This window comes from Mesorhizobium sp. CNPSo 4661 (genome assembly GCF_057784215.1).
Genome location: NZ_JBWGIO010000013.1, coordinates 1 through 25,153 on the forward strand (window position 1 = coordinate 1; position 25,153 = coordinate 25,153).

Below are 25,153 nucleotides of genomic sequence, written 5' to 3' on the forward strand. Positions count from 1 at the left end.
CGGAGGATGGAACGGCTACGCCAAAGAGCGGCCGCCAGGCCCGGTCACCTTCAGCAACGGCCTCAAACGTTTCCATGCCATCGCCGAGGGCTTCGCTCTTGCAAATCCCAACTAACCCGCACAACGCAAATGTGTGCGCACGCTAGCCCCTTGTGGGAGAAGGTGGATTGGCGCGCAGCGCCAAGACGGATGAGGGGTGGGTGACGGATCGCCGTCATTGCCAAGCTGGAGCACCCCTCATCCGGCCGCTTCGCGGCCACCTTCTCCCACAAGGGGAGAAGGGGAAGCGGTGCCTACTTCACCGGCAGGCCGGTCGCGGCGGCGATCTGCTTGGCGGCGTCGTCGAGCGCGGCCTTGGCGTCGGGATAGCCGTTGGACAGGTATTTGGTCTGCACGGCGCGCAGGATGATCTCGGCATCGCTCTGGAACTGCGTGCCGCGGCTCGGCACCACCTTGGGCAGCGTCGCCAGGATATCCTTCCAGACCGCCTGGCCGCCCCAATAGGGCTGGCCTTGCGCGACGTAAGGATCGTCGAGCGCCGAGATCAGCGACGGCACCAGGCCGAAATCCTTCAGCATGGTGATCTGGCCCTCATTCGTCCCCAGCGTGTATTTGAGGTAGGCGTAAGCCGCTTCCTTGTTCTTCGAGGCCGAGGTGATGGCCAGCGACGAGCCGCCGAGATTGGCGGCGCGCGGGCCGTCGGCGGTCAGGCTCGGCATCAGATAGACGCCCCATTTGCCGCTTTCCTTCGGCGATTCGGTGCGGATCGTGCCTTCATACCAGCCGCCATAGACCTGGCTGGCGACGGTGCCGGCGGTGTTGTTGGTGATCTTGGTGGACCAGTCGGCCGACGTGACGATGCCGGCGTCCTTCATCTCCTTGACCTTGGTCAGGGCATCGACGCATTTCGGCTCGGCCACGGTGATCGACTGGCCGTCCTCGGCGAAATATCCGCAGCCCTGCTCGTTGGAGATCATGCGGAAGAATTCGGTGTCGCCGTTGAAATCGGCATTGGTCATCGACACGCCCGGATTGGCGGCCTGGATCTTCTTGCCGGCAGCGATGAAATCGTCCCAGGTCTTGATCGTGGCCGGGTCGACGCCTCCCTTCTCATAGAAGTCGCGGCGATAGAAGACGGCCACGGGGCCGGAATCCCAGGGCATCGCGTAGGCCTTGCCGCCGACCTCGAGCTCGGTGCGCTTGAAGTCGGGGAATTTCTTCTGGTCCTCGGCGGTGTAGCCCAGCGTGTGCAGGTCGACGAAGCAGTCCGGGAACTGGCTCCAGTAGTTTTCCGCCTCGCCGTTCTCGATCGAGACGATATCGGGCAGGCCGACGCCGCCGGCGGCGCAGCCGGCGATCGACTTGTCATAGGTCGGCTGGTTGCCGAGGTCCTGGACCGTGACCTTGATGTCTGGATATTTCTTGTTGAAGCCCTCGACCGTCGACTTCAGCGACGAAGCGGCGATGTTCCAGCTCCAGATGGTGATCTCGCCGGACTGCGCCAGGGCCGAGCCGGAACCCAGGGCAAGCATAAGCGCGGCGCAGGTCAGTGTAGTGCGCATTGAAATCCTCCCATTTCATTTGCTCTCTCACTGTGAGCGTGGCTAGACTATGCGGCGCGGAAGGCTTGTCCCCGTCGAAGGGAATGAGAAGTTGGCGGAAAGTAAGATGCCGGAGCGTCCATTCTACCAGCCTGGCGCGAGCAGCGTCGAAGGACTGCCGCTTGTCCTGCAGATGTTCCACAACCACCCGTTGGTGATGCTGAAGCCGCACTGGCACGCCCAGGTCGAGGTGAATTTCATCGTGCAGGGCCGCGTACATTACCGCATGGCCGAGCACGAGATCGCGCTGTCGGCCGGCGAGATGTGCCTGTTCTGGGGCGGCCTGCCGCACCAGATGGACGACCTCTCCGACGACGCCGTCTATGCCGGCGCGCATCTGCCGCTGGTGCATTTCTTCCGCCTGCATCTGCCGGCCGACATACGCCATCGGCTGATGACCGGCGCGACGCTGGTGACCAACGCCACCGACCAGTCGGACAACGACAATTTCAAGCGCTGGAACGAATATGCGCGCTCGGGCGATCCGGCCAAGGCCGAGCACGCCGTCAACGAGCTGCTCCTGCGGCTCGAGCGGGTGCGCTTCGAGCCCTACCGGCTGGTGCCGGGAAATGCGGCCGGGCAAGGGGCGGGCAATGCCTTCGACCAGCAATCCTCGCGCAATGTCGGGCGCATGTGCGATTTCATCGCCGAGAATTTCCTCTACGACATCGATTGCGTGACCATCGCGGCGGCGGCCGACATCCATCCCAAATACGCCATGAGCCTGTTCAAGAAATCGACCGGCATGACGCTCAACGAATATGTCAACCTGCTGCGCCTGAGCTACGCGCAGGCGCTGTTGATGCATGAGGACGCCAATGTGCTGAGGGTCGCCATGGAATCGGGCTTCGGCTCGCTCAGTGCCTTCAACAAATCGTTCCGCAAGCTGGCCGGCATGTCGCCTTCCGATTTCAGGCGGTCGGGCGCCGCGCGGTAGAATGGTCAACAGTCGCCCACCCGTCGTCATTCTAGGGCGGAGCGGGAAGCGAAGCGTACCGCGTAGACCCTAGAATGACGACGTTGGGTGTCGGGGAACTGCCTCAGGCTTCTGGGACTCACACAGCCGGAAAGCTGACGGTCACGCCAAGACCCGGACTGCGGTCCTCCAGCACGATGGCCGCGCCATGCAGGTCGGCAACCGCCTTGACCAGGCTGAGCCCCAAGCCGCTGCCCGGCGTCGTGCGGCTCCTATCCAGCCGGTAGAGCCGGCGGAACACTTTTTCGCGTTCCTCGGCGGGGATGCCCGGGCCATCGTCGCGGACATGGACGAGGACGTGGCTGCCTCGCCTAGTCACCGAGAGCTCGATCGCGGTGCCTGGCGGGCAATGGCTGAGCGCGTTCTCGACCAGATTGGCGAGCATCTGCATCAGCAGGTCGCGGTCGCCGTGAACATACCATTTCGTATCCGGAATGATCCCTATGGACAAGGACTTGCCATCATCCTCGGCGACGTCGGCATAGACCTCGCCGATGGTCTCGACGACCGGGCCCACATCGAGATCGACGAAGCGCGCCTTGCGGGCGCCGGCTTCGATCTGGGCGATGCGAAGAAGCGCGTCGAACGTGCTGTTGATCTGCTGGCTCTCGGCGCGGGCATCGGTCAGCTCGGTCGAGACGTCCTCGCCCGACGCCGTCTTGTCGGCGGCCTGCTCCAGGATCATCTGCAGCCGGTTGAGCGGCGTCTTGAGATCGTGGGCGATGTTGGCGCTCACCTCGCGCATGCCGTCGACCAGCGCCGACAGGCGCTCGAGCGCGGCGTTCACCTGGGCGGAGACGGCGTCGATGTCGTCGCCGCTGCCGATCAGCGGAATGCGCGCGTCGAGCCGCCCATGCGAGACGTCGACCATGGTGCTGGCGATGCCGTCGAGGCGCCGCTGCACGCGTGAGGCAAGCACGGCGCCGCCGCCGATCGCCAGGACGGTGATGAAGAGCGTGGCCCAGCCGAAGCTCATCAGCACGATCCTCTCCAGATCCTCGGTCTCGGAAAGCGAGAAGGCGACCGTCAAATTGTTGTCGCCGACCATGCCCGAATAGGCGCGATATTCGGTGTCGGGCGGCACGCCCGGCAGGCTGGCGGCGAACATGGAAAAGCCGTCCGGCAGGCTGGAGGCGGTGAAATCCCCGGCGAGGCGGTTGCCGCCCCGATCGGTGAGGGAAAAGATCTCGTCCTTGTCCTGGCTGAACTGGGCATGGTCCCTGACCGTGGAGATGAGATCCTCCTCGTCGCTCTCGGCATAGGTCGCGGCGATGAGCGAATATGTCTCCTTGATCGATTGATCGAGCTGCCTGGCGAGCGAGGCGCTCATCAGTTGATAGACGATCGCGCCCGACAGGATGAAGGCCAGCAGGAACAGGAAGGCGAAGGTCAGCGCCAACCGGAACGGCGTGCTGCGCAGCAGGCTGGAGCGTATCTCGCTCATGCGATGGCGAGCGCGGCTGGCCGACCGGCGAACGCAAGATCAGGCCGGAACATGCAGGCTGTAGCCGGTGTTGCGCACGGTGTGGATCAGCGGCACGTCGAAGGGCCTGTCGACCTTGGCCCGCAGCCGGCTGATATGCGTCTCGACGACGCTGGTCTTGGGGTCGAAATGAAAATCCCAGACGCGCTCCAGAAGCATGGTGCGGGTGATGACGCGGCCCTCGCCGCGCATCAGCACTTCGAGCAGGCTGAATTCGCGCGGCTGCAGGTCGATCGGCTGACCCTGCCGGGTCACGCGGCGCTGGATCAGGTCCATTTCGAGGTCGGCGACGCGCAGCTCCGTCTTCTGCTCCTGCGCCGCCGGCCGGCGGCCGAGCGCATGGATGCGGGCAAGCAGCTCGGAAAAGGCGAAGGGCTTGACCAGATAGTCGTCGCCGCCCGCCTCGAGGCCCTCGACGCGGTCGTCGACGCCGCCGATGGAGGTCAGGAAAATGGCCGGCGTGCGGATGCCGGCGGCGCGCACCGCCTTGATCATCGACAGGCCGTCGAGGCCGGGAACCATGCGATCGGCGACGATCACGTCATAGGCGTTGCGGGTCGCGGCGAAGAGGCCGTCATGGCCGTCGCGCAGCAGATCGCAGACATGGCCGGCCTCGGTCAGTCCCCTGACGATATAGTCGGCGGTCCTCGGATCGTCTTCAACAAGCAGAAGTCGCATCGCCCCGTGCTGTCCTTGCCGCCTCGACCTCACCGGCATGGTAGCCGGCTGCGGCTTTCGGCTGGTTCCCTGGGGCGGCTCACCGTTTCCGGTACCGCTGAACCGCTCCAGCTCTCTGTGTTGACGCAATTTCTGGCGGAAATTGCCCTAACCATCTGTTTTTATGCATTTCCTGGCTGAAAACCGCTACACATTTTTGCGAGGGCCATTTTGAGACAGGGCATGATGTCGTCCAAAACCCGCTTCACTGTTTTCGGCATCATGCTTCTAGTCGAGCAGGGCCTGCTCGTCTTCTTCGATCAGGTTTTTCAGCGTCATATAGAGAACGATGACCACGATGCAGCCGAGGAAGGTCAGGCTGGTGACGGTGGTGCCGAGGCCCATGCCGCCATATTCGACCGGCTGCGACAGCAGGTCGCCGAACGAGGCGCCAAATGGCCGGGTCAGGATATAGGCGAGCCAGAAGGCGAGGATGCCGTTGAGACCGAGGAAGAACCAGGCAAGCGCGATCGCCGCGATCACGCCGCCGAAGATGAGGCCGGTGGTGAGATAACCCATGTCGAAACGTTCGGCGACCAGATCGCCCGCGGCCGTGCCGAGCGAGAAGGTGAAGAGGATCGCCAGCCAGTAGAAGATTTCGCGCCGGGTGGTGAAGATGGTGTGGATCGAGAGCGTCTTTTCGCTGGCGTACCAGGCCGCAAAGGTCAGTGCCAGCGCAATCGAGAAGACGATCGTCGTCGTCTCCAGCCGCACGCCGAAATTGTCGACGAGGTTGTCGGTGACCAGGGTGCCGACAATGCTGATCAAGACGACGGCCAGCCAGTAGGCCCAGGGCACATAACGCTTCTGCGCGAATTGCAGGACGAGCGCGACGACGAGGATGCCGCTCATGATCAAGGATGTGACGGTAAGGCCGAGGCCGAGATTGACGGCAAGATAGTCGGCCGCCGTCTCGCCCATCGTCACCGCCATGACCTTGATCAGCCAGAAGTCGAGGGTGACCTCCGGGACCCGGTTGAGAGCAAGGTGATCGGCTTCAGCGTGGGAGTGCATGGCGATGTCCATTTGCGGTCCGTGCTGGGCTTACTTGCCGAGGATCTTCATGGCCTGGGCGAAGAAGTCGTCGGCGCGCTTGTCGTCGTCGGCGTTGCAGCGCTCGATGCCTTTCGTCTCCAGTTCGGAAACCTTGTTCTTGTCGGCATCGTTCGGCCTGGCCTTGGCTTCGGCGGCGCGCAGGTCCTTCAGCGCGGTCTCGCAAGGCGTCGGAGCGGCAATCGCCGAGGCCAACGGAGCGGCAATCGCGGCAGTGGCAAGGGCGAAAGCAAGGGCAAATTTGTTCATGATTGTACCCTGATGTTGAGGGCCGTTGTCCCCGGCGCCTGTTCGAGCCGCCTCAAATCCGGGGCGGCGACCATCAGGTGTAGGCAGGCGAATTCACCGCAGCCTGTCCGCGCCATTACAAATTCGTAAGGTCGGTCAAAAGATTCCGCCGGGCCTCGTCATCGCGCGGCGGAAGGGCTAGAGAAGCCTTGGCGCCCTTGTCGGCGCCGGAGCGGGTGAGAAAGAATGGCCTACACATCCCTCAAATCGGCGCCGAAGGCGTTCGACCAGCACAAGCGCCTGATCGTGGTGCAGGTGGCCGCCGTGCTTGCCATCATCCTGCTGCTGTTCAGCAAGCCGGCGCTGGCCGAAGGGTCGAACGGGCACGAAGCTCTCGAGACGATCGGCTTCGCGATGGCGCTGATCTGCTTCCTTGGCCGGCTTTGGAGCATCCTCTTCGTCGGCGGCAGGAAGAATGACGAGCTGATCGTGTCCGGCCCGTTCTCGATGACCCGCAACCCGCTCTATTTCTTCTCGACTGTCGGCGCGGTCGGCATCGGGCTGATGTTCGGTTCGGTGCTGGCCGGCGTAATGCTCGGCCTGGCGAGCTTCCTCGTCTTCCGCTTCACCGCGCGCAAGGAGGCCGAGTACCTCGCCGGCAAGTTCGGCACGGCTTACGCGGCCTATGCCGAACGCACGCCCTCCTTCTGGCCGAACCCGATGCTTTACCGCGACGAGGCCCAGTGGCTGTTTTCGCCTGGTGCGCTGAAGAGGAATTTCCGCGACGGGCTGTATTTCCTGGCGCTGTTCCCGGTCATCGAGGCGGTCGAGTATTTCCGCCTCAGCGGCCACCTGCCGACGCTTTTCACGGTCTATTAGTTTCTCGGCACAGTCGCTTCGTCTGGGTCGGCAGGCGGCATGCCTGGAGATTGGCTGAAGCGCTTGTCAGGTCGTCATTCTATGGCGGAGCAAGGAGCGAAGCGACGCGCGCAGACCCGAGGATCATCCGTGACGTCGAGGCGTTGCGACGGCGCAGAATTCTGCTCCGCTGCATTCCACGGCTTAGGTCACGGCATGGATTCCAGGGTTCTCCGCGACGCCGCTTCGCGGCTGCTCCGCCCTGGAATGACGAGGCTGGGGGCTTCGGCTAATCTCCAGCGTTTGCGTGGCTTCACCGGAAATGACTGCCGATTCAGCGCGCCTTGTCGCGCGCGGCGCGGCGGGTGCTCTCCAGGAGAATTACCAGGCAGCCGGCGAGAAGGACGAAGCCGCCGATGAGCGGCGGCAGCGCCAAAAGCTTCACCGCGGCGGTGATCAGCGCGATCAGGATCAGCGCCAGCAGCGCCAGGCTGCCGTCGTCGACGAACATGCCGACGAGCTCCTTGAAGACAAGACGGATCATGGTCATCGGGCAACTCCTTCGGCGGGCGCCGGGTAGGCGCCGCGCAGCCAGCGCACGATGGCGAAGGATGCCGCGGCATTGATGGCGAAGATGGCGAGCAGCGCGAGGTCGGCGCCCGGCCATTCGGCGCCGAGGCCTTCACCGGTCCAGAACACGCCGAAGCTGGTCAGCATCAGCCCGACGACGAATTTCAGCGCGTTTTCCGGCACGCGCGCCAGCGGCCGATGCACGGCAAGGCCGATCAGCATCACAAGCACGAAGGCCGCCAGCGCGCCGAGGCCGGCATAGAGCGTCTGCCCGTGCGCGGCGCCGACCGCGATGACGATGAACACCACTTCGACGCCCTCGAGCAGCACCGCCTTGAACGAGGCGACGGCCGCCAGATAGTCGGCGCGGCGGTCGTTGGCCTGCCGCTGCAAGACCGCCGTCTCCTTGGAAAAGGCCTGGTCCTCGTCATGCAGCGCGATGACGGCGACGCTGCGCAGGATCGCCTTCCGCAGCCAGCGCATGCCGAACAGGATCAGCAACACGCCGACCACGAATTGCAGGACGGTGATGGGAACGAGCGCCAGCAGCGGCCCGAACGCCAGCACCAGCGCCGCCAGCACGGCGAGCGCCAGCACGGCACCCGTCAGCGCCGGGCGCCAGCCGCGCGTCACGCCGACGGCGAGCACGATGGTGAAGGCTTCGACCACTTCGACGAAGGACGCCAGGAAAGAGGCCGTCACGGTGGATAGTATGGGTGTCAGGCCATGCATGAAAGGCTCGTCCAAATGCTTGGGAATCATCGGCTGGCGAGCACGATACAGCGCTCGGACGGCGGCGAGAATGCCCGAGGGGCGATCCTATGTGGTTCCGCGTCGGGCGAGGGCGGAACCGGGCATTTCGAAGGACTCATTGACGGTCTGTATCCGTTCGGTGTCCGTTGTATCGCGGCGCTGCCCTGGCTATCTGCTGGAGCAACAAGGAATTTGAGCGGTCAATAGGCCGCTCCAAAAGGAATGGAGCCATGAAGAAGATCGGGTTTCTGTCGTTCGGGCATTGGTCGCCCTCGCCGCAATCGGGCACGCGCTCGGGCGCCGACGCGCTGCTGCAGTCGATCGACCTCGCGGTCGCGGCCGAGGAGCTCGGCGCCGATGGCGCCTATTACCGCGTCCACCATTTTGCCCGGCAGCTCGCCTCGCCGTTTCCGCTGCTTGCGGCGGCGGGCGCCAAGACCAAGCGCATCGAGCTCGGCACCGCCGTCATCGACATGCGCTACGAGAACCCGCTCTACATGGCCGAGGACGCCGGCGCGGCGGACCTGATCGCCGGCGGGCGTCTGCAGCTGGGCATCAGCCGTGGCTCGCCCGAGCAGGTGATCGATGGCTGGCGCTATTTCGGCTACGTGCCGGAAGAGGGCAAGAGCGACGCCGACATGGCGCGCCGCCACTCGGAGATCTTCCTCGACCTGTTGCGCGGCGAAGGCTTTGCGCAGCCCAATCCGCGGCCGATGTTCCCCAATCCGCCTGGACTGCTCAGGCTGGAGCCCTTCTCGGCGGGCTTGCGCGAGCGCATCTGGTGGGGCGCGGCCACCGACGCCACCGCGGTATGGGCGGCCAAGCTCGGCATGAACCTGCAGAGCTCGACGCTGAAATTCGACGAAACCGGCGAGCCGCTGCATGTCCAGCAAGCCAAACAGATAAGGGCCTATCGCGCCGCCTGGAAGGAAGCCGGTCATGCCAGGGAGCCGCGCGTCTCGGTCAGCCGCAGCATCTTTGCCTTGGTCAACGACATGGACCGCGCCTATTTCGGCGGCAGCGAGGGCCAGGACCATTTCGGCTATATCGAGCCGGAAAAGCGCGCCGTGTTCGGCCGCTCCTATGCCGCCGAGCCGGACAGACTGGTCGAGCAGCTCAAGGAAGACGAGGCGATCGCCGAGGCCGACACGCTGCTGCTCACCGTGCCGAACCAGCTGGGCGTCGACTACAACGCCCATGTCATCGAGACGATTTTAAAGCATGTGGCGCCGGCGCTGGGCTGGCGGTGAAGGCGTCTATACTCGAGTGAAATTGCACCCGGCAGACACGTCTAAAGCGGCAGAGAACGTAATTTGCTTATCCGCTTGATAGGGATCTCGTGCATCGATGGCGCGGCGACGAGATTGGTGACCGCCTCGATCTCCGGCCATTTCCAGACGAGAGTGCCGGCCAGTTGGTGCATTGCTGTTTTTTGGTAGGCCGGTGCGAGAATGAAGCCATGAAGACCGGCCGAACGCAGAGCGGCACGCTCGGCAGGGTTCTTCAACACGCGCCCGTCGCCTGAGATGAAGATCCAAGTGTCGGCTGAACTTTGAAGATGCCTGATCCAGTCGATATCGGCTGAGTGTCGGCCTTTGGGTAGGTCCGGCACGTCTTTGATGTGAAACGCTCTATGTCCGTAGTGGTGGATAAAGCCGTCTAGGGTCGTAGCTAAAAGAGGAGCCGTGCAGTTGTCGAACAAGACGTTCACGCTGCGAGTCCGTGCTCCAGGGAAGCCTCGAATTCGATGGCACGTCTTATGGCGGCTTCCGGCACGGCATAGGCGCGAGCCGCACCAGAAACTCCTTCTTGTCTCGCAGCTGCCGCTAGGACGACGGTGGGGACGCTTGAGGCCGCTTCGATTGGTTGGCCGAAGGCTCTCGATGGATCAACGACGACGTTCATCCGGCGACCACTGGGCCACCAAAGAAGCGGGTTACCGTCATCACCAAAATCGACTGTTTTAAGGATCGGTTCGATGATTCCCTTAAACTCATACTGTCGCTTGAATAGGTTCAGTAGCCGCTCTCTTTCTTCACCGTCCTCGCCGGTCTCGATCACGGATACAAAAATCTCCCGTCCATCGGTCCGAAAACGATTAGTGGAGAGAGGCCTCTCCTGACCAATAACATCACGCGCCAAAATTATTGCGGCTCTGACCCGCTGAGCTGACACCCCCGCGCGGATGAATGCATCAGCGACGCGCACTTCCATCAGGTCTCGAAATCCAAGGAAGACGTGATCGTCCCCTAAGTTGACTTCTGGCGTCCATAACGATGGATAATTCTGATTTTTGATCCTATGGCCTCGGAGCCAACGGGAAATTTTTGCCGGGCGGATGTGCAAAAGCCTTCCCGCTTCGGCAGGCGTATACACTCCGACTCCGATCAAATTGTTCAATTGAAACTCCTTGGTCACATTGATTCAGGGTCTCTAGCACCTGTCAATATGCCATCCAGTTGTGACCGAATTCGCAATGTAGGTATAGGTCACTGCGGAGTTCTTCACGAGCTTACCTTCAGGCCCACCACGCCAAGGATGGTCACTGCCGCGAAGGTGAGCCGCACGGCGTCGGTGCTTTCGCCGAACAGCACGATGCCGGCGGCCAGAGAGCCGACGGCGCCGATGCCGGTCCACACTGCATAGGCGGTGCCGAGCGGCAGGACCGTCAGCGCCTTGGTCAAAAGCGCGATGAAGACGACCAGAAGCACCAGCGAGACGGCGGCCCAGAGCGGCTCGGAAAAGCCGGCCGATCTCTTGGTCGCGAGCGCCCAGGCGACGTCGGTGATGCCCGAGATGACGAGCAGCAGCCAGGCCAGCGACGGGCTCATGCGAGCCTCCCGGCGAAGTCGGCGGCAAGCCGCTGCAGCTCGGCTTCCGTGCGCCTGACGCCGGCCTCCATCGCTTCCGGCTGGCCGATGGTCGGCGAGACGTGGACGATCGCCGCATCCGTCAGGCCGATGAAGGCAAGCGCGGTGCGCAGATAGGGCGTCGCGAGATCCGGCCGGCCATAGCTCGGACCTTCGGTGAAGTCGCCGGAGGTCGCCATCAGCACGGCGGTCGGCCGTGGCCGCAGCAGCGGCGTGTAGCCGGTCGCCGGGTTGAAGGAAAAACTCAGGCCCGGCTGCGTCACAAGGTCGAACAGGTGCTTCAGCCGGTAGGGCACGCCGAGATTCCACATCGGCGTCGAGATCAGGATCGCGTCGGCGGCGTCGAGCCTGGCCAGATAATGGCCGATCAGCGTCCAGGCCCGGCTCTGCGCTTCGGTCAGCGGCGTGCTAGAGAGCTTGGCGTATTTGGCGTCGATCGCCGCGCCGTCGAAGCTCGGCAGGATGGCGGTCCAGATGTTGAAGTGGTCGACCTCGACCTTGGGAAGCTGCTCTTTCAGCTGCGCGAGGAAATTCTTCGCGGCCGTGCTCGACCAGGACCGGTCGGCGCGCGGCGAAGCTTCGATGTGCAGGATGCGGCTCATGTCATTCTCCAGTCAGGCTGACTTGCTTCCGAAGCGCGATATATGTTCGCGTCGATGTGAGCGCATTTAGCAATTTCGCCATTCCAATTCGCATGGATACGAAGATGATCGACTATGACGACGTGCGGCTGGTGGCGGCGATCGCCACGGCGGGCGGGGTGCGCGGCGCGCAGGCAAGGCTCGGCACCCATATCGCGACCATCTATCGGCAACTCAGGGAGCTGGAGAAGCGCACCGGCGGCGTGCTGTTCGAACGCCTCGGCAACAATCTCGTGCCGACCGGCAGGGCCGAGCCGTTCCTCGACGCGGCGGAGGAGTTGCGCGACCGTCTCGCGGAAGTCGAGCTCCGCGTCGCGGCGCAGGACGACCGGCTGGTCGGGCCGCTGCATGTGACGACCGCCGACACGCTGCTCGATATCGCCTGCGCCTGCCTGAAAGCGTTCGGCAATGCCCATCCCGGCATCGCACTGTCGCTGGAGGTGAACAACAGCTTTGCCGACCTCGGCCGGCGCGAGGCCGACGTCGCCGTCCGCCCGACGCTGACGCCGCCCGAAACGCTTGTCGGCCGGCGCGTGGCGCGGTTTTCCTATGCCGTCTTTGCCAGCGACATGTCTTTGGACGGCTGGATCGGCTTCGACCCGACATTGTCCGCCTTGCCGGCGGCGCAGTGGCTGAAGGCGAATGTCGCGGAGGACGAGATCGGGCTGAGGGTGAACAGCCTTGCCGCGGCGGCCGCTGCCGCCGGGGCCGGCTGGGGCAAGGCGCTGCTGCCCGACTATCTCGGTGCTGCGCGACGGCTGTCGCGTGCAGGCGACAACGTCGAAGAACTCGCCTCTGACCTATGGGTGCTTTCCCATCCGGATCTGAAGGGCAATCCGCGTGTGCGCGCCTTTAGCGACTTTGCGGCGAAGTGGCTGCGGACGCGACTGAGCGCAACCGACCAACTCCAGATCGGGGGACAAGGCTGAACTGCCCCTTTATCCGCTTTCCTTCGGCCATTTCAGAGATCCGACAGCGTCGGCAGCTTGTTTCCCGGCTGAGAAAAAATTCGACAGGCTTTCCACAATGCGGAATCCTCATCTTGAATTGTTGAGGCGTCTCGGAAAATCCTCGCGCATCGACTTTCGAGGGAGGAAACGATGTCGACAAGCGCAGACCAGCTGCCGGGAGACAGCGCCATAAGCCGCGGCGAGGGATTGATCGACGATCCCCACGCTCACAAATTTCGCAAATCACTGGGCGTGTGGCACGTCGTCGGCCTTGCCATGGCCGATGTGTCGCCAACCATGGCAGTGCTGCTTCTCACTGCCGGCGTGGTCTCGATCAGCGGCACCTTCACCATCGGCGCCTGCCTGATCCTGAGCGTCGTAGTAGTGCTGATCGCGCTTTGCCTCGGCGAATTGTCATCGATGAACCCGTCTGCCGGCGGCATGTATTCCATCGTCAAAACCGTGCTGCCGGCGCCGGTCGCCTGGATCACGCTGCTCAACTATTTGCTGCAGGGCATCGTCATCCCGGGCAGCCTGACACTTGGCATCGCCATATTCCTGAAGGACCTCTTTCCGGGAATTCCGCTCAGCAACGTCACCATCGCGCTGATTGCTCTGTTCGCGGCCGCCGCGATCGCCCTGACCAAGGTCGAGGTCGGCGCCTGGACAACGGCGGTGATGGTCATCGTCGAGGTATCGGTCCTTGGGCTGATCACCGTCGCGGCGATCCTGAACTGGAGCCAGAGCCTCACCGCCGTCACACTGCATCCGGTCACGCTCGTCGACGGTAACCTTTTGCCAGTGACCTTTGCCATAGCAATCACGGCGCTGGCGCCCGCCTTCAATATCATCAACGGCTATGATGCCGCGCTCGGCTTTTCCGAGGAGATGCATGACGGCTCGCGCCAGATCGGCAAGGCCGTGGTCATCGCCGCGGTGCTCGCCAGCCTGCTGATCACCGTGCCGTTCGCCGCGGCAGTCGTCGCCGCGCCGGACCTCAAGACCTTTCTGTCGAGCCCGACGCCGGTCGTCTACTCGGTCGAGCAGGCGCTTGGGCCGATCGCCAAGGCCGTCGTCGACATCGGCGTGGTCATCGCGCTCTTCAACGGCGCGCTGTCGCTGCTGATGTACTTTGCCCGCGGCGTGTTCGCTACCGGCCGCGATACCCTGTGGCCGCGCGTCGTCAACCAGAAGCTCGGCTCTCTCAACAGCAAGGGCGTGCCCGGATGGGGCGTGCTGGTGCTGGTGCTGCCGGCAGTGCCCCTGCTCTTCGTCAGCCAGCTCGATTGGCTGATCATCTTCTCAGGCACGATGATCACCGCCGTCTATTTCTGCGTCGGCCTCGCCGCACTCTGGAGTCGCATCAAGGACCGCGCCAGCGCGAGGCCGTTCCGCATGCCGCTCTGGCCGTTGCCGGCAATCGTGGTCACCCTGTTCACCGGCTTCGCCCTGATGCAGCAGGAGACGCAGTATCTGATCGGCGAGGTCGTGGTGGTGGCGGCAGGCATCGCCCTCTTCATCCTGTCGAAACTCTGGTCGGCACCTGCCCGCTAGAGGGTGGGCAGGCCGCTGGTGCCTGAAAGGTAATTGCGATGAGTGAAGCCATGCAGAAAGTCGTGATCGTTACCGGCGCCGGGCGAGGCATAGGGCTTGCGGTGGTCAAGCGTTTCCTTGCCGACGGCGATCTGGTTTTCGCCAATGACCTTCGCTTCGGTGACGAAGCGAAGGCGCTGCCGGCAAAGGCAAGCGAGACCGGCGCCGAACTGGCGCTGATCGAAGGCGATGTATCCAGGGCCAAAGACGTCTCCGGGCTCGTCGCCACGGCGATGTCGCGCCATGGCCGCGTCGACGTGCTGGTCAGCAATGCCGGCGTCCTGCTTTCCAAGGCGACTGTCGAGACGACGCCGGATGACTGGGCGCGCGTCGTCGGCATTAACCTTACCGGCACCTGGAATTGCCTGCACGCCGTTCTGCCCGGCATGGTTGAGCGAGGCGCCGGGCGGATCATCACCATTTCGTCCGAGCTTGGCCTGATCGGCTTTCCGACCTATGCCGCCTACTGCGCCTCGAAAGGCGGCGTCATTGCGATGACCAAGGCGGTCGCCAAGGAAGTCGCGCCGCGTGGCGTCCTGGTCAACTCGGTCGCCCCGGGTCCGATCGAGACGGACATGCTGAAATACGACACCATCGAATACAACGACGAAACGCGCGAGCAGATCCCGCTGCGCCGCTTCGGCCAGCCGGAAGAGATCGCCGCCGCCGTGCATTTCCTGGCAGGCCCCGGCGGCAGCTACATGGTCGGACAGATCATCAGCCCCAATGGCGGCACCGCCATCTGACCCCAGGAGGTTTCCATGACCGGTGAAGTCCAGTCCCTGTTGCGCGGTCTCTCGGTCTTGGAGGCGCTCGCGGAGTTCGATGCCAACGGCGCGACGCTGGCCGAGATCGCCAACCGCACAGGATTGTCGCCGAGCACCGCGCACAGGCTGCTCGCCACCTTTGTCGAGCAGGACTACGTGACGCGCGGCCGGGACCGCAACACATATGTGCTCGGGCACCGCATCATCGGTGTCGCGGCATCCGTGCAGATGCGGACGGCGCATCTCAGGGTCGTGGCAAGGCCCTATCTCGAGGCGATCGCCGAGGAGAGCGGCGAGACCGCCAATCTCGTCGCGCTCGACGGGCGCAGTTCCATCTATATCGATCAGGCCGAAGGAACGCGCGTGCTGCGCATGTCGATCCGCGTCGGCAGCACCTTTCCGGCCAATACCTCGGCCTCGGCCAAGGCGATCCTCGCTTTCCAGAATCCGGACGATGCATTGCAACTGATCTTTGGCGACCGCCGGGCGCGGCAATATACAAGGCGCACGATCATCGACGTCGAAGCATTCCGCGCCGACCTGCAGAGCACCCGCGAGCGCGGCTATGCGATCGAGCGCGAGGAGGTGGAGGATGGCGTAAGCTGCATTGCCGCGCCGATCCTTGGCCGCAGCGGCATGGCGGTGGCGGCCGTCAGTGTCCCAGGCCCCACCACCCGTATCCTCGGCCCGACGCCGGAAAGGCTCGGCAAGATCGTCACGACGCACACCGCCAGGATTTCGCAGGCGCTCCGAAGCGAACGCCTGCGCAAGGCGGACTAGCCGCGCCACCGCTCAACGACCTGACCGATAATCAAGGACAGCAAAGCACCATGGCATCCATCCTCGTCACCGGCGGCCTCGGCTACATCGGCCGCATCATCGTCCGACAACTCGCGGAACAGGGCTTCGATGTGGTCAGCTACAACCGCGACTATTCCGAGATCGCCACCGACCGCGTCACGTCAGTGCAGGGCGAACTTTACGACGTGCCGCGCCTGGTGCGTACGATCGCGAAATATGACGTCGACCGCATCATCCACACCGCAGCCATGTCGCATCCCGACCTGTCGATCGAACTGCCGGCCACGACGGTCGTCGCTAACATCGACGGCACGGTGAATGTGATGGAAGCGATGCGGCTGGCCGGCATCAAACGGCTGGTCAGTTTCTCGTCCGAAACGGTCTACGGCAACCACGCCGGCCCTATCGACGAAACATCCACCACCGTTCCGACGACGCCATATGGCGTGACGAAGGTGGCGGTCGAGCATTTCGGCCGGGTCTATAGCGAGCTTTACGGCCTGGAGGTCGTCTCGCTGCGCTTCACCGAAGTCTACGGGCCGGGCAACCGCATGCCGCAGATCCTGCGCGATATCGTCAAGACGGCGCTGCGCGGCGAACGCTTCACCATGGTGTCGGGCGCCGATCATCTGTTCCACTTCATCCACGCCGAGGACGTCGCGCGGGCGGCAATCCTCGCCGCGATGGCGGACAAGGTGAAGGCTTCGGTCTTCAATGTCTTCGGCGACCGCCCATGGACGCTGGCGGAAGCAGCGGCGCTTTTGCGCAGGCTACTTCCCGACGCCGACATCGCCATCGGTCCCGGTTTCTGCCACCTCGACCGGCAGGGACCGTGGGATCAATCGGCCGCCAGACGCGAACTGGGCTACGCGCCGCGCCACGGCCTGGAAGACGGCCTTGCCCGCTATGTCGAGTGGCTGCGGACAAACGAGTATTGAGCGATGGTTGGACAAGCAAGCGAGGCGGCGGCTCCTCAGGGCCGCGTGGTCATGGTCGAGCCGTTGACGAGGGAGGCCTTTGCCCCGTTCGGCGATATCATCGACACCGCCGGGCCGGTTTCCTTTCCAACCAATGGCGGCACAGCAATCCGCTTTCACGGACTGGCGGTCGCCGATTGCGCCGCCGAGCGCGGCAAAACGCTGCTGAGCATCTTCCGCACCGCGGCGCCCACCGTGCCCGACGCGCTGGTGCTGATGGAGCGCCACCCGATTTCCAGCCAGGCCTTCGTGCCGCTCGCCGGCCAGCGCATGATCGCCGTGGTGGCGCCGCCCGGTTCACCACCGCAGGGGCCGGACCTGCGCGCGTTCATCAGCAATGGCCTGCAAGGCGTGAACTATCGGCGCGGCACCTGGCACTATCCGCTGATCGCGGTCGACCCGGGCGATTTTCTCGTCGTCGACCGGTCAGGACCAGGTCCGGGTTTCGACCAGGATTATGACGAGGTGGCGCTGGAAGCCGGCACGCGGCTCGGCCCCGCCGGCGGCGTCATTTCGCAGGACGGAAATTCAAACCGAGAGGGACAAAGATGATCTCCAACGGCATCAAATGGCCGAACGGCGCCAAATGCGCGGCCTGCCTGACTTTCGACATGGACGCCGACAGCCTGATCCATGTCGACTATCCCAATGACGGCGACCGACGTGTGTCGGCGATATCGATGCTGCGTTACGGCCCCAAAGTGGCAGTGCCGCGCATCGTCGAGACCTATCGCGAGCTCGGTATCCGGCAGACTTTCTTCGTCCCCGCATGGTGCATCGAGCAATATCCGGAAGCGGTCGAGGCGATCCTCAAGGGAGGACACGAAATCGCCCATCACAGCTACATCCACGAAAACCCGCTCGAGCAGACGGAAGCCGACGAGGCCCACTGGCTCGATGTCGGGATCGAAGTCATCCAGCGCGCCACCGGCAAGACGCCGCGCGGTTGGCGGGCGCCGCTCTATAATTTCTCGAACAGGTCGCTGGACCTCCTGCTGGAGCGAGGCTTCCGATACGATGCCTCGCTCATGGGGGCGGACATTCCCTATGTCATCAAGAGCCGCAGGGATGGAAGGGAACTCATCGAGCTGCCCAGCCACTGGGGCCTGGACGACTGGCCGCAATATGTCCAATCCTTCGACCTGCACTACATGATGCCGGTGCGCAGCGCGCGTAACGGCTTCGACCTCTATCTCAGGGAGTTCGAGGCGGCATATGCCTATGGCGCGCTTTGGGTCCCGGTGTTGCACCCGTTCGTCACCGGGCGGCTCTCGCGCTGGCATGTGTTCCGCGAGTTCCTGGAAAAGGTCGTCGCCCAGGGTGATGTCTGGTTCGCCCCGATGGAAGAGATCGCTGCCTACGTGCGCGGTGAGATAGACTCCGGACGCCACAAGCCCATGGTCGACCTCCTTCCGCAATATGAAAAGCCCGTCGGTCGGGTGTTGCCGAGGCGCTAGGCATGACCATCGCATGGCGCGCCGGGGAGCGCGAGGAAACGAGACTTCGCTTCAGACTGCCAGGTGGGGCCGAGGTCGTCGCCAGCGTCGACAGGCTGCTGCTTACCGGATACTCCGGCCGCAGCAAAGCCGATATTGAAACGCATCTCGCCGAGATGGCCAGGCTTGGCGTCGCGGCGCCCTGTGCTGTACCGACCTTTCTTCCGGCCATGACCTGCCTGCTCACACAAGGCGACACGGTCGAGGCAATCGGGCCGGACACAAGGCCCGAGGTCGAATATGTGCTGTTCGAGATCAATGGCACTCGCTTCGTGACCGTCGGCAACGACCAGTTCGATCTCGCGACAGAAAGACAGTATTCGGCCGTGAAGTCGAAGAACCTCTGCCAGAAGGTCGTAGCTCGAGCTGCATGGCCCTTGCAGGAGGTGAGCGACCATTGGGATGAACTGATCCTCGAATTGCGAAGCGGCGGGACGCTGTTGCAATCGAACCCGGTCGCCGCCATTCTTCCGCCGGGCAAGCTGATCGATGAGGCCGTGCAACGGTGCGGCTTTCGTCCCGAGCTTGGAGTGCTCTTCTCAGGCACGGTTCCGATGCTTGCTGCCGTCGAACCCGAAATGCGCTCATTCTCCATGACGCTTCGCGACCCGGCGCTTCGCAGGGAAATCGGATGCGATTTTCGGGTAGAAGACGTCGCCCAAGGCCGCATGGACGTATAGGCTGCGGATCCAGATACTTCCCCGCAATATTGACATCAGGCAAAATTGCGCTCTACTTTGTCGCGTAATCGGTTACGTAACCGATTACGGCTCAATCAAGTGGAGGAGACTAATGAGCAAGATTTCGAACACGCACGGGTTTGGCCCGTTCTCGCGCCGCCAGTTCCTGAAGACCAGCGCGCTCGCGGCCGGCGCGCTCACCCTGCCGCTCGGCCCGGTTCTCGCGGCCGACAAGCCGAAGGTCGGCCTGGTCATGAAGTCGCTCGCCAACGAGTTCTTCAAGCAGATGCAGGCCGGCGCCGAGGCGTACGCGGCCAAGAACAAGGACAAGTTCGATTTCGCCGCCGTCGGCATGAAGGACGAGCGCGACTTCGCCGCTCAGGTCGACGCGATCGAGAACTTCATCACCCAGAAATACAACATCATCGTCGTGGCACCGGCCGATTCGAAGGCGATGGTGACGCCGATCGCCAAGGCGCTGAAGGCCGGCATCAAGGTCATCAACATCGACGTCGCGCTCGACGAGAAAGCCAAGAAGAAAGCCGGCGTCGACCTCGCCTTCTTCGGTCCGGACAACCGCGCCGGCGCCAAGCTCGCCGGAGACGCGCTCGGCAAGGCACTGGGCAAGGGCGGCAAGGTGGTCATTCTCGAAGGCAATCCGGAGGCCGACAACGCCAAGCAGCGCAAGCTCGGCTTTGACGATTCGGTGAAGGAGTTCGGGTTGAAGCTGCTCGACTCGAAGACGGCGCATTGGGAGACCGAGGAAGCCAACACGCTGATGACCAACTTCCTCACCCAGCATCCGGACATCCAGGGCGTCATGGCGGCCAACGATTCGATGGCGCTCGGCGTCGTCAAGGCGATCGACGCGGCCGGCAAGTCGGGCAAGATCAAGGTCGTCGGCTTCGACAACATCCCGGCCGTCGGCCCGCTGCTGAAAGAGGGCAAGATGCTCGCCACCGTCGAGCAGTATGGCGCGCAAATGGCGGCCATGGGCATCGACTACGGCCTGCGCGAACTCGCCGGCGAGAAGTTCTCGGGCTGGGTCAAGACCGACGTCAAGCTGATCACCGCTTGAGGCGAGCAAGGGTGCCGGGACTCCCTCCGGCGCCATCCATTCGCTTGTCTCACCGTCGTCGCCGGTAAACCGCCGGCGGCGACGGCGGCGCGCTCATGGTTGCCTTGCGGCAGAGGAGCGCCATTCAGGGTTGCTGCATGGATGATGTGATTCTTTCCCTTGAAGGGGTCGGAAAGACCTTTCCCGGCGTCGTCGCGCTGAGCGACGTCTCGCTGTCGATCGCGCGCGGCGAAACCCATATCGTGCTCGGCGAGAACGGCGCCGGCAAGTCAACGCTGATCAAGCTGCTGGCCGGCATCTACCAGCCGGATGCGGGCACGATCGCCTTCAACGGCCAGCCCTACCAGCCGAAGACCCCGCATGACGCGCAGCAGAGCGGCATCCGCATCGTGCATCAGGAATTGAACCTTCTGCCCTATCTCAGCATCGCCGAGAATCTGATGCTGGAAAACCTGCCGCGTCGCGCCTTCGGCGTCGTCGACCGCAAGGCGCTCAACAGCCGCGCCGTGGCTCTGCTCAAGGAAGTCGGGCTCGACGTCGATCCGAGAACGCGGGTCGAGGCGCTGGGCGTGGCGCAGATGCAGCTGGTCGAAATCGCCAAGGCGCTGAGCTACGACTCCAAGCTGCTCGTGCTCGACGAGCCGACGGCGACGTTGACGCCGCCCGAGATCGAGCGCCTGTTTTCCATCATCAAGCGGCTGAAGGCCAAGGGCGTCACCATCATCTACATCTCGCACCGGCTGCACGAGGTGTTCGAGATCGGCGACCGGGTGACCGTGCTGCGCAACGGCAGGCTGGTCGCGACCCGCGATCTCGAGGGCCTCACCGTGCCCGACCTGGTGCGCATGATGATCGGCCGCGACATTGCCGACGAATATGGTTTCGATGCAACGATCGTGCCCGGCAAGGTCGCGCTCAGCGTCGCCAATCTGAAGCGCGACGCCGCGACGCCAGCCATTTCCTTCGACGTGCGCCATGGCGAGATCCTCGGTGTCGCCGGCCTGGTCGGCAGCGGCCGGACGGAAGCGATGCGGGCGCTGTTCGGCGCCGATCCAAAACTCGACGGCGTGGTCGAGATCGACGGCAAGCCGGTGGCGATCACAGCACCGAAGGATGCGGTGCGGCATGGCCTGAGCCTGCTCACCGAGGACCGCAAGGGCCAGGGCCTGCTGCTCGACCTGGCCGTCGACAAAAACATCACCATCACCGATCTCGGCAAGGTTTCCCACAACGGGCTGCTCAACCGCCGGGCCGAGGCGGCGGCAGCCAACGATCTCATCGGCCAGCTGCGCGTCAAGGCAAGCTCGATCGAGCAGGCGGTTCGCAACCTTTCCGGCGGCAACCAGCAGAAGGTGGTGCTGGCCAAGTGGTTGTTCCGCGGCACCTCGACGCTGATCCTCGACGAGCCGACGCGCGGCGTCGATATCGGCGCGCGGCGTGAGATCTATCAATTGCTGTGGATGCTGGCGGCGCAGCAAAAGGGCATCATCATGGTGTCGTCCGACCTGCCTGAATTGATGGGCATGTGCCACCGCATCATCGTCTTTTCCAAGAACAGGATCGTCGGCGAGGTGCCGCGCGCCGAATTCGACCAGGAGCGCATCCTGTCACTGGCCTATCAGGAGTATGTGCGACCATGACCGAGACGTCCGAACCGCTGGTGTCGGCGCCTGTTTCCCCCGGCAGGGCGAAATTCCTGCGCTTTCTGATCCGCGACGCCGGCGTGCTTCTGGCGCTGGTGCTGATCACATTGTTCTTCTCGGCGACCGCTCCCTACTTCGCCACTCCCGACAACGCGCTGAAAATCTTCGTGCAGATCGCCATCAACACGGTGCTGGCGGCCGGCATGACCTTCGTCATCCTGACCGGCGGCATCGACCTTTCGGTCGGCTCGGTGCTGGCGCTTTGCACCGTGGTCGGCGCCACAGTCATGATCGACGAAGACCTGTCACCGGCCGTGGCGATCACGCTGGCGCTGCTCGCCTGCATGGCGACGGGTGCGGTGTGCGGCTTCCTCAACGGCTGGATCTCGACGCGCTGGAAGATCCCGTCCTTCATCGTCACGCTCGGCATGCTCAATATGGCCGCGGGCGCTGCCCGCGTCGTCAGCGACAATTCCACCATTACCGGCCTGCCGCAAAGCTTCGTCGATTTCGGCAACCTCATCATCGGCGGCTTCCTGCCCTCGATCTTCCTGGTGGCGGTGCTCGTGATCGCGGCCGGCTGGTTCGTGCTGCGCTTCACGGTGTTCGGCCGCATGATCTTCGCCGTCGGCACCAATGACGAGGCGGTGCGGCTGTCGGGCCACAATCCGGATTTCTACAAGGTCGCGGCCTTCACCATCAGCGGGCTCACCGCCGGCATCGCGGCCATGGTCTATCTGTTGCGCCTCAACATCGGCAGCCCGATCGCCGGCGTCGGCTACGAGCTCAATGCGATTGCCGCCGTCATCATCGGCGGCACCAGCCTCAGCGGCGGCAAGGGCTCGATCATCGGCACGCTGGTCGGCGCCTGCATCCTGCAGGTGCTCTCCACCGGATTGCAGCTGCTCGGCGTCGGCGACAATTTCAAACCCATCGTGATTGGCCTTGTCATCGTGCTCGCGGTCATCCTAGACGCGTACCGGGAGAGGCTGTTGCGGAAAATCCGCTAGAGCGGCCAGGAAACGCCGGACCGCTCTATCTCTTTGTTTTTACGCAATTCCAGGCGGAAAACCGTTACACACTTTTGCTGGAATTGCTTTAAGGGGTCAAAGGGACCATGACGACGATTGCCGATGTCGCGCGCCATGCGGGGGTATCCGTCGCTACCGTCTCGCATGTGATGAACCATACGCGCCATGTCGAGCCGGAAACGGCCGAACGCGTGCGCGCCGCGATCACCGCGTTGCGCTACAGCCCGAACTCGGTGGCGCGCAGCCTCAGGCGCGGCGAGACCAAGACCATCGGGCTCCTGCTGCCGGACAATTCCAACCCGTTCTTCGCCAGCGTCGCGCGGCAGATCGAGGATGCGGGCTTCGTGTCCGGCTACACGGTGATCCTGTGCAATTCCGACGGCAATGCCGAGAAGGAGGAGCGTTATCTCTCGGTGCTGATGGCCAAGCAGATTGACGGGCTGATCTTCGCCGGCTCGTCCGACCATGCGCGGGTGTTCGCCCGCCTCCTGCCCAGCGTGCCGGCGGTGCTGCTCGACCGCGAGATCCAGTCGGTCAATGTCGATTCCGTGCTGGTCGACCATGACCATGGCGGCTATCTCGCCGGCCAATACCTGGCTGGGCTCGGTCACAAGGAGATCGGCGTCATCGGCGGCCCGCGCGATTCGAGCTCCAGCCCGGCCCGCCTGCGCGGCTTCGTCCGCGCGCTCAAAGAGGCAGGTATCGAGCTGCCGGCATCGTCGATCGTCGATTCCGACTATCATTTCGCCGGTGGGCGGATGGCGATGGAACAGCTGATGGCACAGGCACCGGAGATCACAGCAGTGTTTGCCTGCAACGACCTGATGGCCATGGGCGCGGTCACCGCGCTGCGTTCGCGCGGATTGCGGGTTCCCGACGACATCTCGATGGTCGGCTTCGACGACATCCCCTATGCCGTCACCACCTGGCCGCCGCTGACGACGATCGCGCAGCCGGTGGAAAAGATCGGCACGCTGGCGGTGAGCCTGCTGCTCGAGAGGCTGGGCGAGCCGGCGGCACCATCAAGGCGCGAGGTGCTGGCGCCGGTGCTGGTGGAGAGGGAAAGCTGCGCGCGTTTGCGCGGGTAGGTGCCAGCATCATCAACGCCGGCGCTGCCCCCGCTCCGTCTCGGCGCTGCGCGCCGATCCACCTCTCCCCCGCTTTGCGGGGGCGAGGAAACGCCAATCGCCGGGGGGCGAGGCCTTCGCAAGTTTGGGTTCCTCGCCCCCGCCAAAGGCGGGGGAGAGGTGGATCGGCGAAGCCGAGACGGAGAGGGGGAGCGCCCTATGCGATTATCTCGCCGTATGAAATCGCCTTGCTGACCGGCCTCACGCCGCCGGCTGAATGGCCGCCCTCTCCAGCATGCCGAAGAGGTCGCGCGGCTCGTCGGGGTCGGCGAGCAGGTCGAGCTCCTCATAGAGGCCGGTGGCCTGGAGCTGGTCGCGGACATAGCGCAGCGCGGAAAAATCTTCGGTCGCGAAGCCGACGGAATCGAACAGCGTGATCTGCTTGGCCGTCTTGCGGCCCTCGGCCTGGCCGGTCATCACCTGCCACAGCTCGGTCAGCGGATGGTCGGCGTCGAGCTGCTGGATCTCGCCCTCGATGCGCGTCTGCGGCGGGAACTCGACGAAGATGTCGGAGCGCAGAAGGATGTCGCGATGCAGTTCCGTCTTGCCGGGGCAGTCGCCGCCGACGGCGTTGATGTGGACACCGGAGCCGACCATGTTGTCGGTGAGGATGGTGGCGTACTGCTTGTCGGCGGTCACCGTGGTGATGATGTCGACGCCTTCCACCGCGTCCTGCCCGGTCGAGCAGATGGTGATGTCGAAGCCTTTGCCGGCGAGGTTGCGGGCGCATTTTTCGGAGGCCGAGCGGTCGATGTCGTAGAGCCGCAGCCGGTCGATGCCGAGCAGCGCCTTGAAGGCGATGGCCTGGAATTCCGACTGGGCGCCGTTGCCGATGATGGCCATGGCGCGCGCGCCCCTGGGCGCCAGATATTTGGCCGCGACGGCGGAGGTGGCGGCGGTGCGCAGCGCCGTCAGGATGGTCATCTCGGTGAGCAGCATCGGATAGCCGGAGCCGACATCGGCGAGCACGCCGAAGGCGGTGACCGTCTGACGGCCCTCGCGCATGTTCTTCGGGTGGCCGTTGACATATTTGAAGCCGTACATCTTGCCGTCGCTGGTCGGCATCAGCTCGATGACGCCGTCATGGCTGTGCGAGGCGATGCGCGGCGTCTTGTCGAACAGCTCCCAGCGGCGGAAATCCTCCTCGATATAGGCGGCGAGCTCGGTCAGGAAGCGCTCGACGCCGATGGCGAGCACCAGCTTCATCATGCGGTCGACGCTGACGAAGGGAACGATGGCAAGGCGCGAAGGCTGGGTCAT

At 63.9% G+C, this 25,153-nt stretch carries 27 protein-coding genes; 15 read left to right on the forward strand and 12 right to left on the reverse strand.

The window, feature by feature from the left end:
* Window positions 1-293: 293 nt before the first annotated feature.
* The gene (locus tag AC0YKC_RS20095; protein ID WP_488512276.1) at window positions 294-1,562 is read right to left on the reverse strand and encodes an ABC transporter substrate-binding protein; all 1,269 of its coding nucleotides are present in this window, start codon (window positions 1,560-1,562) and stop codon (window positions 294-296) included.
* A 106-nt stretch (window positions 1,563-1,668) separates the two neighbouring features.
* Between AC0YKC_RS20095 and AC0YKC_RS20100 the strand changes: the two genes are divergently transcribed.
* Window positions 1,669-2,538, forward strand: coding sequence for a helix-turn-helix domain-containing protein (locus AC0YKC_RS20100; protein ID WP_488512277.1), 870 nt, complete (start codon window positions 1,669-1,671; stop codon window positions 2,536-2,538).
* A gap of 118 nt (window positions 2,539-2,656) precedes the next feature.
* Here AC0YKC_RS20100 and AC0YKC_RS20105 read toward each other — a convergent pair whose 3' ends face one another.
* From AC0YKC_RS20105 to AC0YKC_RS20120, 4 genes are all read right to left on the reverse strand, one after another.
* Window positions 2,657-4,021, reverse strand: coding sequence for a sensor histidine kinase (locus tag AC0YKC_RS20105; protein WP_488512278.1), 1,365 nt, complete (start codon window positions 4,019-4,021; stop codon window positions 2,657-2,659).
* A 39-nt stretch (window positions 4,022-4,060) separates the two neighbouring features.
* Window positions 4,061-4,738, reverse strand: a complete 678-nt coding sequence (locus AC0YKC_RS20110) for a winged helix-turn-helix domain-containing protein (RefSeq protein WP_488512279.1) — start codon at window positions 4,736-4,738, stop codon at window positions 4,061-4,063.
* A gap of 267 nt (window positions 4,739-5,005) precedes the next feature.
* Entirely contained in the window at window positions 5,006-5,791 is a 786-nt protein-coding gene (locus AC0YKC_RS20115) for a COG4705 family protein (RefSeq protein ID WP_320298200.1), read from the reverse strand.
* 30 nt (window positions 5,792-5,821) lie between these two features.
* Window positions 5,822-6,079, reverse strand: a complete 258-nt coding sequence (locus AC0YKC_RS20120; protein WP_434724584.1) for a hypothetical protein — start codon at window positions 6,077-6,079, stop codon at window positions 5,822-5,824.
* 225 nt (window positions 6,080-6,304) lie between these two features.
* Here AC0YKC_RS20120 and AC0YKC_RS20125 point away from each other — a divergent pair, with 225 nt between their 5' ends.
* Window positions 6,305-6,937, forward strand: a complete 633-nt coding sequence (locus AC0YKC_RS20125; protein ID WP_488512280.1) for a methyltransferase family protein — start codon at window positions 6,305-6,307, stop codon at window positions 6,935-6,937.
* Window positions 6,938-7,250: 313 nt separating this feature from the next.
* Here the strand turns inward: AC0YKC_RS20125 and AC0YKC_RS20130 are convergent, their stop codons facing one another.
* Both AC0YKC_RS20130 and AC0YKC_RS20135 read right to left on the reverse strand, forming a co-directional pair.
* Window positions 7,251-7,466: a hypothetical protein gene (locus AC0YKC_RS20130; RefSeq protein WP_434724582.1), complete on the reverse strand. Its 216-nt coding sequence runs from the start codon at window positions 7,464-7,466 to the stop codon at window positions 7,251-7,253.
* A complete protein-coding gene (locus AC0YKC_RS20135; protein ID WP_488512281.1) occupies window positions 7,463-8,218 on the reverse strand; it encodes a COG4280 domain-containing protein in 756 nt (251 codons plus the stop codon). Before AC0YKC_RS20135 ends, AC0YKC_RS20130 begins: the two co-directional genes overlap by 4 nt.
* Window positions 8,219-8,469: 251 nt before the next feature.
* Here AC0YKC_RS20135 and AC0YKC_RS20140 point away from each other — a divergent pair, with 251 nt between their 5' ends.
* Window positions 8,470-9,489 (forward strand): LLM class flavin-dependent oxidoreductase, encoded by a 1,020-nt coding sequence (locus AC0YKC_RS20140; RefSeq protein WP_488512282.1) that lies wholly within the window; start codon window positions 8,470-8,472, stop codon window positions 9,487-9,489.
* A gap of 41 nt (window positions 9,490-9,530) precedes the next feature.
* Here the strand turns inward: AC0YKC_RS20140 and AC0YKC_RS20145 are convergent, their stop codons facing one another.
* The 4 genes from AC0YKC_RS20145 to AC0YKC_RS20160 all read right to left on the reverse strand — a co-directional run bounded on the left by AC0YKC_RS20145 (window position 9,531) and on the right by AC0YKC_RS20160 (window position 11,711).
* Window positions 9,531-9,950 (reverse strand): PIN-like domain-containing protein, encoded by a 420-nt coding sequence (locus tag AC0YKC_RS20145; RefSeq protein WP_488512283.1) that lies wholly within the window; start codon window positions 9,948-9,950, stop codon window positions 9,531-9,533.
* Window positions 9,947-10,639 carry a hypothetical protein gene (locus AC0YKC_RS20150; protein WP_488512284.1) on the reverse strand — a complete coding sequence of 231 codons (693 nt, stop codon included), beginning with the start codon at window positions 10,637-10,639 and terminating at the stop codon, window positions 9,947-9,949. The genes AC0YKC_RS20145 and AC0YKC_RS20150 overlap by 4 nt, the downstream gene beginning before the upstream one ends.
* 104 nt (window positions 10,640-10,743) lie before the next feature.
* A complete protein-coding gene (locus tag AC0YKC_RS20155; RefSeq protein WP_488512285.1) occupies window positions 10,744-11,070 on the reverse strand; it encodes a DMT family transporter in 327 nt (108 codons plus the stop codon).
* Window positions 11,067-11,711, reverse strand: a complete 645-nt coding sequence (locus tag AC0YKC_RS20160; protein WP_488512286.1) for an FMN-dependent NADH-azoreductase — start codon at window positions 11,709-11,711, stop codon at window positions 11,067-11,069. Before AC0YKC_RS20160 ends, AC0YKC_RS20155 begins: the two co-directional genes overlap by 4 nt.
* Before the next feature lie 104 nt (window positions 11,712-11,815).
* Here AC0YKC_RS20160 and AC0YKC_RS20165 point away from each other — a divergent pair, with 104 nt between their 5' ends.
* The 12 genes from AC0YKC_RS20165 (at window position 11,816) to AC0YKC_RS20220 (ending at window position 23,854) form a co-directional block, all read left to right on the forward strand.
* Entirely contained in the window at window positions 11,816-12,679 is an 864-nt protein-coding gene (locus tag AC0YKC_RS20165; protein ID WP_488512287.1) for a LysR family transcriptional regulator, read from the forward strand.
* Window positions 12,680-12,850: 171 nt separating this feature from the next.
* Window positions 12,851-14,254, forward strand: coding sequence for an APC family permease (locus AC0YKC_RS20170; RefSeq protein WP_488512288.1), 1,404 nt, complete (start codon window positions 12,851-12,853; stop codon window positions 14,252-14,254).
* 50 nt (window positions 14,255-14,304) lie between these two features.
* Window positions 14,305-15,039, forward strand: coding sequence for an SDR family NAD(P)-dependent oxidoreductase (locus AC0YKC_RS20175; RefSeq protein ID WP_488512289.1), 735 nt, complete (start codon window positions 14,305-14,307; stop codon window positions 15,037-15,039).
* Window positions 15,040-15,054: 15 nt separating this feature from the next.
* Window positions 15,055-15,840 carry an IclR family transcriptional regulator gene (locus AC0YKC_RS20180; RefSeq protein WP_488512290.1) on the forward strand — a complete coding sequence of 262 codons (786 nt, stop codon included), beginning with the start codon at window positions 15,055-15,057 and terminating at the stop codon, window positions 15,838-15,840.
* 50 nt (window positions 15,841-15,890) lie between these two features.
* On the forward strand, window positions 15,891-16,799 hold the full coding sequence (locus AC0YKC_RS20185) for an NAD-dependent epimerase/dehydratase family protein (RefSeq protein ID WP_488512292.1): 909 nt from the start codon (window positions 15,891-15,893) through the stop codon (window positions 16,797-16,799).
* A gap of 3 nt (window positions 16,800-16,802) precedes the next feature.
* Window positions 16,803-17,390, forward strand: coding sequence for an ureidoglycolate lyase (locus AC0YKC_RS20190; protein ID WP_488512293.1), 588 nt, complete (start codon window positions 16,803-16,805; stop codon window positions 17,388-17,390).
* A complete protein-coding gene (locus AC0YKC_RS20195; RefSeq protein WP_488512294.1) occupies window positions 17,387-18,295 on the forward strand; it encodes a polysaccharide deacetylase family protein in 909 nt (302 codons plus the stop codon). Before AC0YKC_RS20190 ends, AC0YKC_RS20195 begins: the two co-directional genes overlap by 4 nt.
* A 2-nt stretch (window positions 18,296-18,297) precedes the next feature.
* Entirely contained in the window at window positions 18,298-19,014 is a 717-nt protein-coding gene (locus tag AC0YKC_RS20200) for a DUF2848 family protein (RefSeq protein WP_488512295.1), read from the forward strand.
* Between the two features lie 112 nt (window positions 19,015-19,126).
* On the forward strand, window positions 19,127-20,092 hold the full coding sequence (locus AC0YKC_RS20205) for a sugar ABC transporter substrate-binding protein (protein ID WP_320298194.1): 966 nt from the start codon (window positions 19,127-19,129) through the stop codon (window positions 20,090-20,092).
* A 137-nt stretch (window positions 20,093-20,229) separates the two neighbouring features.
* Window positions 20,230-21,732 (forward strand): sugar ABC transporter ATP-binding protein, encoded by a 1,503-nt coding sequence (locus AC0YKC_RS20210; RefSeq protein ID WP_488512296.1) that lies wholly within the window; start codon window positions 20,230-20,232, stop codon window positions 21,730-21,732.
* Entirely contained in the window at window positions 21,729-22,745 is a 1,017-nt protein-coding gene (locus AC0YKC_RS20215; protein WP_488512297.1) for an ABC transporter permease, read from the forward strand. Before AC0YKC_RS20210 ends, AC0YKC_RS20215 begins: the two co-directional genes overlap by 4 nt.
* 107 nt (window positions 22,746-22,852) lie before the next feature.
* Entirely contained in the window at window positions 22,853-23,854 is a 1,002-nt protein-coding gene (locus tag AC0YKC_RS20220) for a LacI family DNA-binding transcriptional regulator (protein WP_488512298.1), read from the forward strand.
* Between the two features lie 240 nt (window positions 23,855-24,094).
* Here the strand turns inward: AC0YKC_RS20220 and ocd are convergent, their stop codons facing one another.
* Window positions 24,095-25,153 carry an ornithine cyclodeaminase gene (ocd, locus tag AC0YKC_RS20225; protein ID WP_488512299.1) on the reverse strand — a complete coding sequence of 353 codons (1,059 nt, stop codon included), beginning with the start codon at window positions 25,151-25,153 and terminating at the stop codon, window positions 24,095-24,097.

Bases quoted from the DNA above. Each gene is read 5' to 3' on its own strand.
- AC0YKC_RS20095 (WP_488512276.1), bottom strand. From the start codon at position 1,562: ATGCGCACTACACTGACCTGCGCCGCGCTTATGCTTGCCCTGGGTTCC.
- AC0YKC_RS20100 (WP_488512277.1), top strand. From the start codon at position 1,669: ATGCCGGAGCGTCCATTCTACCAGCCTGGCGCGAGCAGCGTCGAAGGA.
- AC0YKC_RS20105 (WP_488512278.1), bottom strand. From the start codon at position 4,021: ATGAGCGAGATACGCTCCAGCCTGCTGCGCAGCACGCCGTTCCGGTTG.
- AC0YKC_RS20110 (WP_488512279.1), bottom strand. From the start codon at position 4,738: ATGCGACTTCTGCTTGTTGAAGACGATCCGAGGACCGCCGACTATATC.
- AC0YKC_RS20115 (WP_320298200.1), bottom strand. From the start codon at position 5,791: ATGCACTCCCACGCTGAAGCCGATCACCTTGCTCTCAACCGGGTCCCG.
- AC0YKC_RS20120 (WP_434724584.1), bottom strand. From the start codon at position 6,079: ATGAACAAATTTGCCCTTGCTTTCGCCCTTGCCACTGCCGCGATTGCC.
- AC0YKC_RS20125 (WP_488512280.1), top strand. From the start codon at position 6,305: ATGGCCTACACATCCCTCAAATCGGCGCCGAAGGCGTTCGACCAGCAC.
- AC0YKC_RS20130 (WP_434724582.1), bottom strand. From the start codon at position 7,466: ATGACCATGATCCGTCTTGTCTTCAAGGAGCTCGTCGGCATGTTCGTC.
- AC0YKC_RS20135 (WP_488512281.1), bottom strand. From the start codon at position 8,218: ATGCATGGCCTGACACCCATACTATCCACCGTGACGGCCTCTTTCCTG.
- AC0YKC_RS20140 (WP_488512282.1), top strand. From the start codon at position 8,470: ATGAAGAAGATCGGGTTTCTGTCGTTCGGGCATTGGTCGCCCTCGCCG.
- AC0YKC_RS20155 (WP_488512285.1), bottom strand. From the start codon at position 11,070: ATGAGCCCGTCGCTGGCCTGGCTGCTGCTCGTCATCTCGGGCATCACC.
- AC0YKC_RS20160 (WP_488512286.1), bottom strand. From the start codon at position 11,711: ATGAGCCGCATCCTGCACATCGAAGCTTCGCCGCGCGCCGACCGGTCC.
- AC0YKC_RS20165 (WP_488512287.1), top strand. From the start codon at position 11,816: ATGATCGACTATGACGACGTGCGGCTGGTGGCGGCGATCGCCACGGCG.
- AC0YKC_RS20170 (WP_488512288.1), top strand. From the start codon at position 12,851: ATGTCGACAAGCGCAGACCAGCTGCCGGGAGACAGCGCCATAAGCCGC.
- AC0YKC_RS20175 (WP_488512289.1), top strand. From the start codon at position 14,305: ATGCAGAAAGTCGTGATCGTTACCGGCGCCGGGCGAGGCATAGGGCTT.
- AC0YKC_RS20180 (WP_488512290.1), top strand. From the start codon at position 15,055: ATGACCGGTGAAGTCCAGTCCCTGTTGCGCGGTCTCTCGGTCTTGGAG.
- AC0YKC_RS20185 (WP_488512292.1), top strand. From the start codon at position 15,891: ATGGCATCCATCCTCGTCACCGGCGGCCTCGGCTACATCGGCCGCATC.
- AC0YKC_RS20190 (WP_488512293.1), top strand. From the start codon at position 16,803: ATGGTTGGACAAGCAAGCGAGGCGGCGGCTCCTCAGGGCCGCGTGGTC.
- AC0YKC_RS20195 (WP_488512294.1), top strand. From the start codon at position 17,387: ATGATCTCCAACGGCATCAAATGGCCGAACGGCGCCAAATGCGCGGCC.
- AC0YKC_RS20200 (WP_488512295.1), top strand. From the start codon at position 18,298: ATGACCATCGCATGGCGCGCCGGGGAGCGCGAGGAAACGAGACTTCGC.
- AC0YKC_RS20205 (WP_320298194.1), top strand. From the start codon at position 19,127: ATGAGCAAGATTTCGAACACGCACGGGTTTGGCCCGTTCTCGCGCCGC.
- AC0YKC_RS20210 (WP_488512296.1), top strand. From the start codon at position 20,230: ATGGATGATGTGATTCTTTCCCTTGAAGGGGTCGGAAAGACCTTTCCC.
- AC0YKC_RS20215 (WP_488512297.1), top strand. From the start codon at position 21,729: ATGACCGAGACGTCCGAACCGCTGGTGTCGGCGCCTGTTTCCCCCGGC.
- AC0YKC_RS20220 (WP_488512298.1), top strand. From the start codon at position 22,853: ATGACGACGATTGCCGATGTCGCGCGCCATGCGGGGGTATCCGTCGCT.
- ocd (WP_488512299.1), bottom strand. From the start codon at position 25,153: ATGACCCAGCCTTCGCGCCTTGCCATCGTTCCCTTCGTCAGCGTCGAC.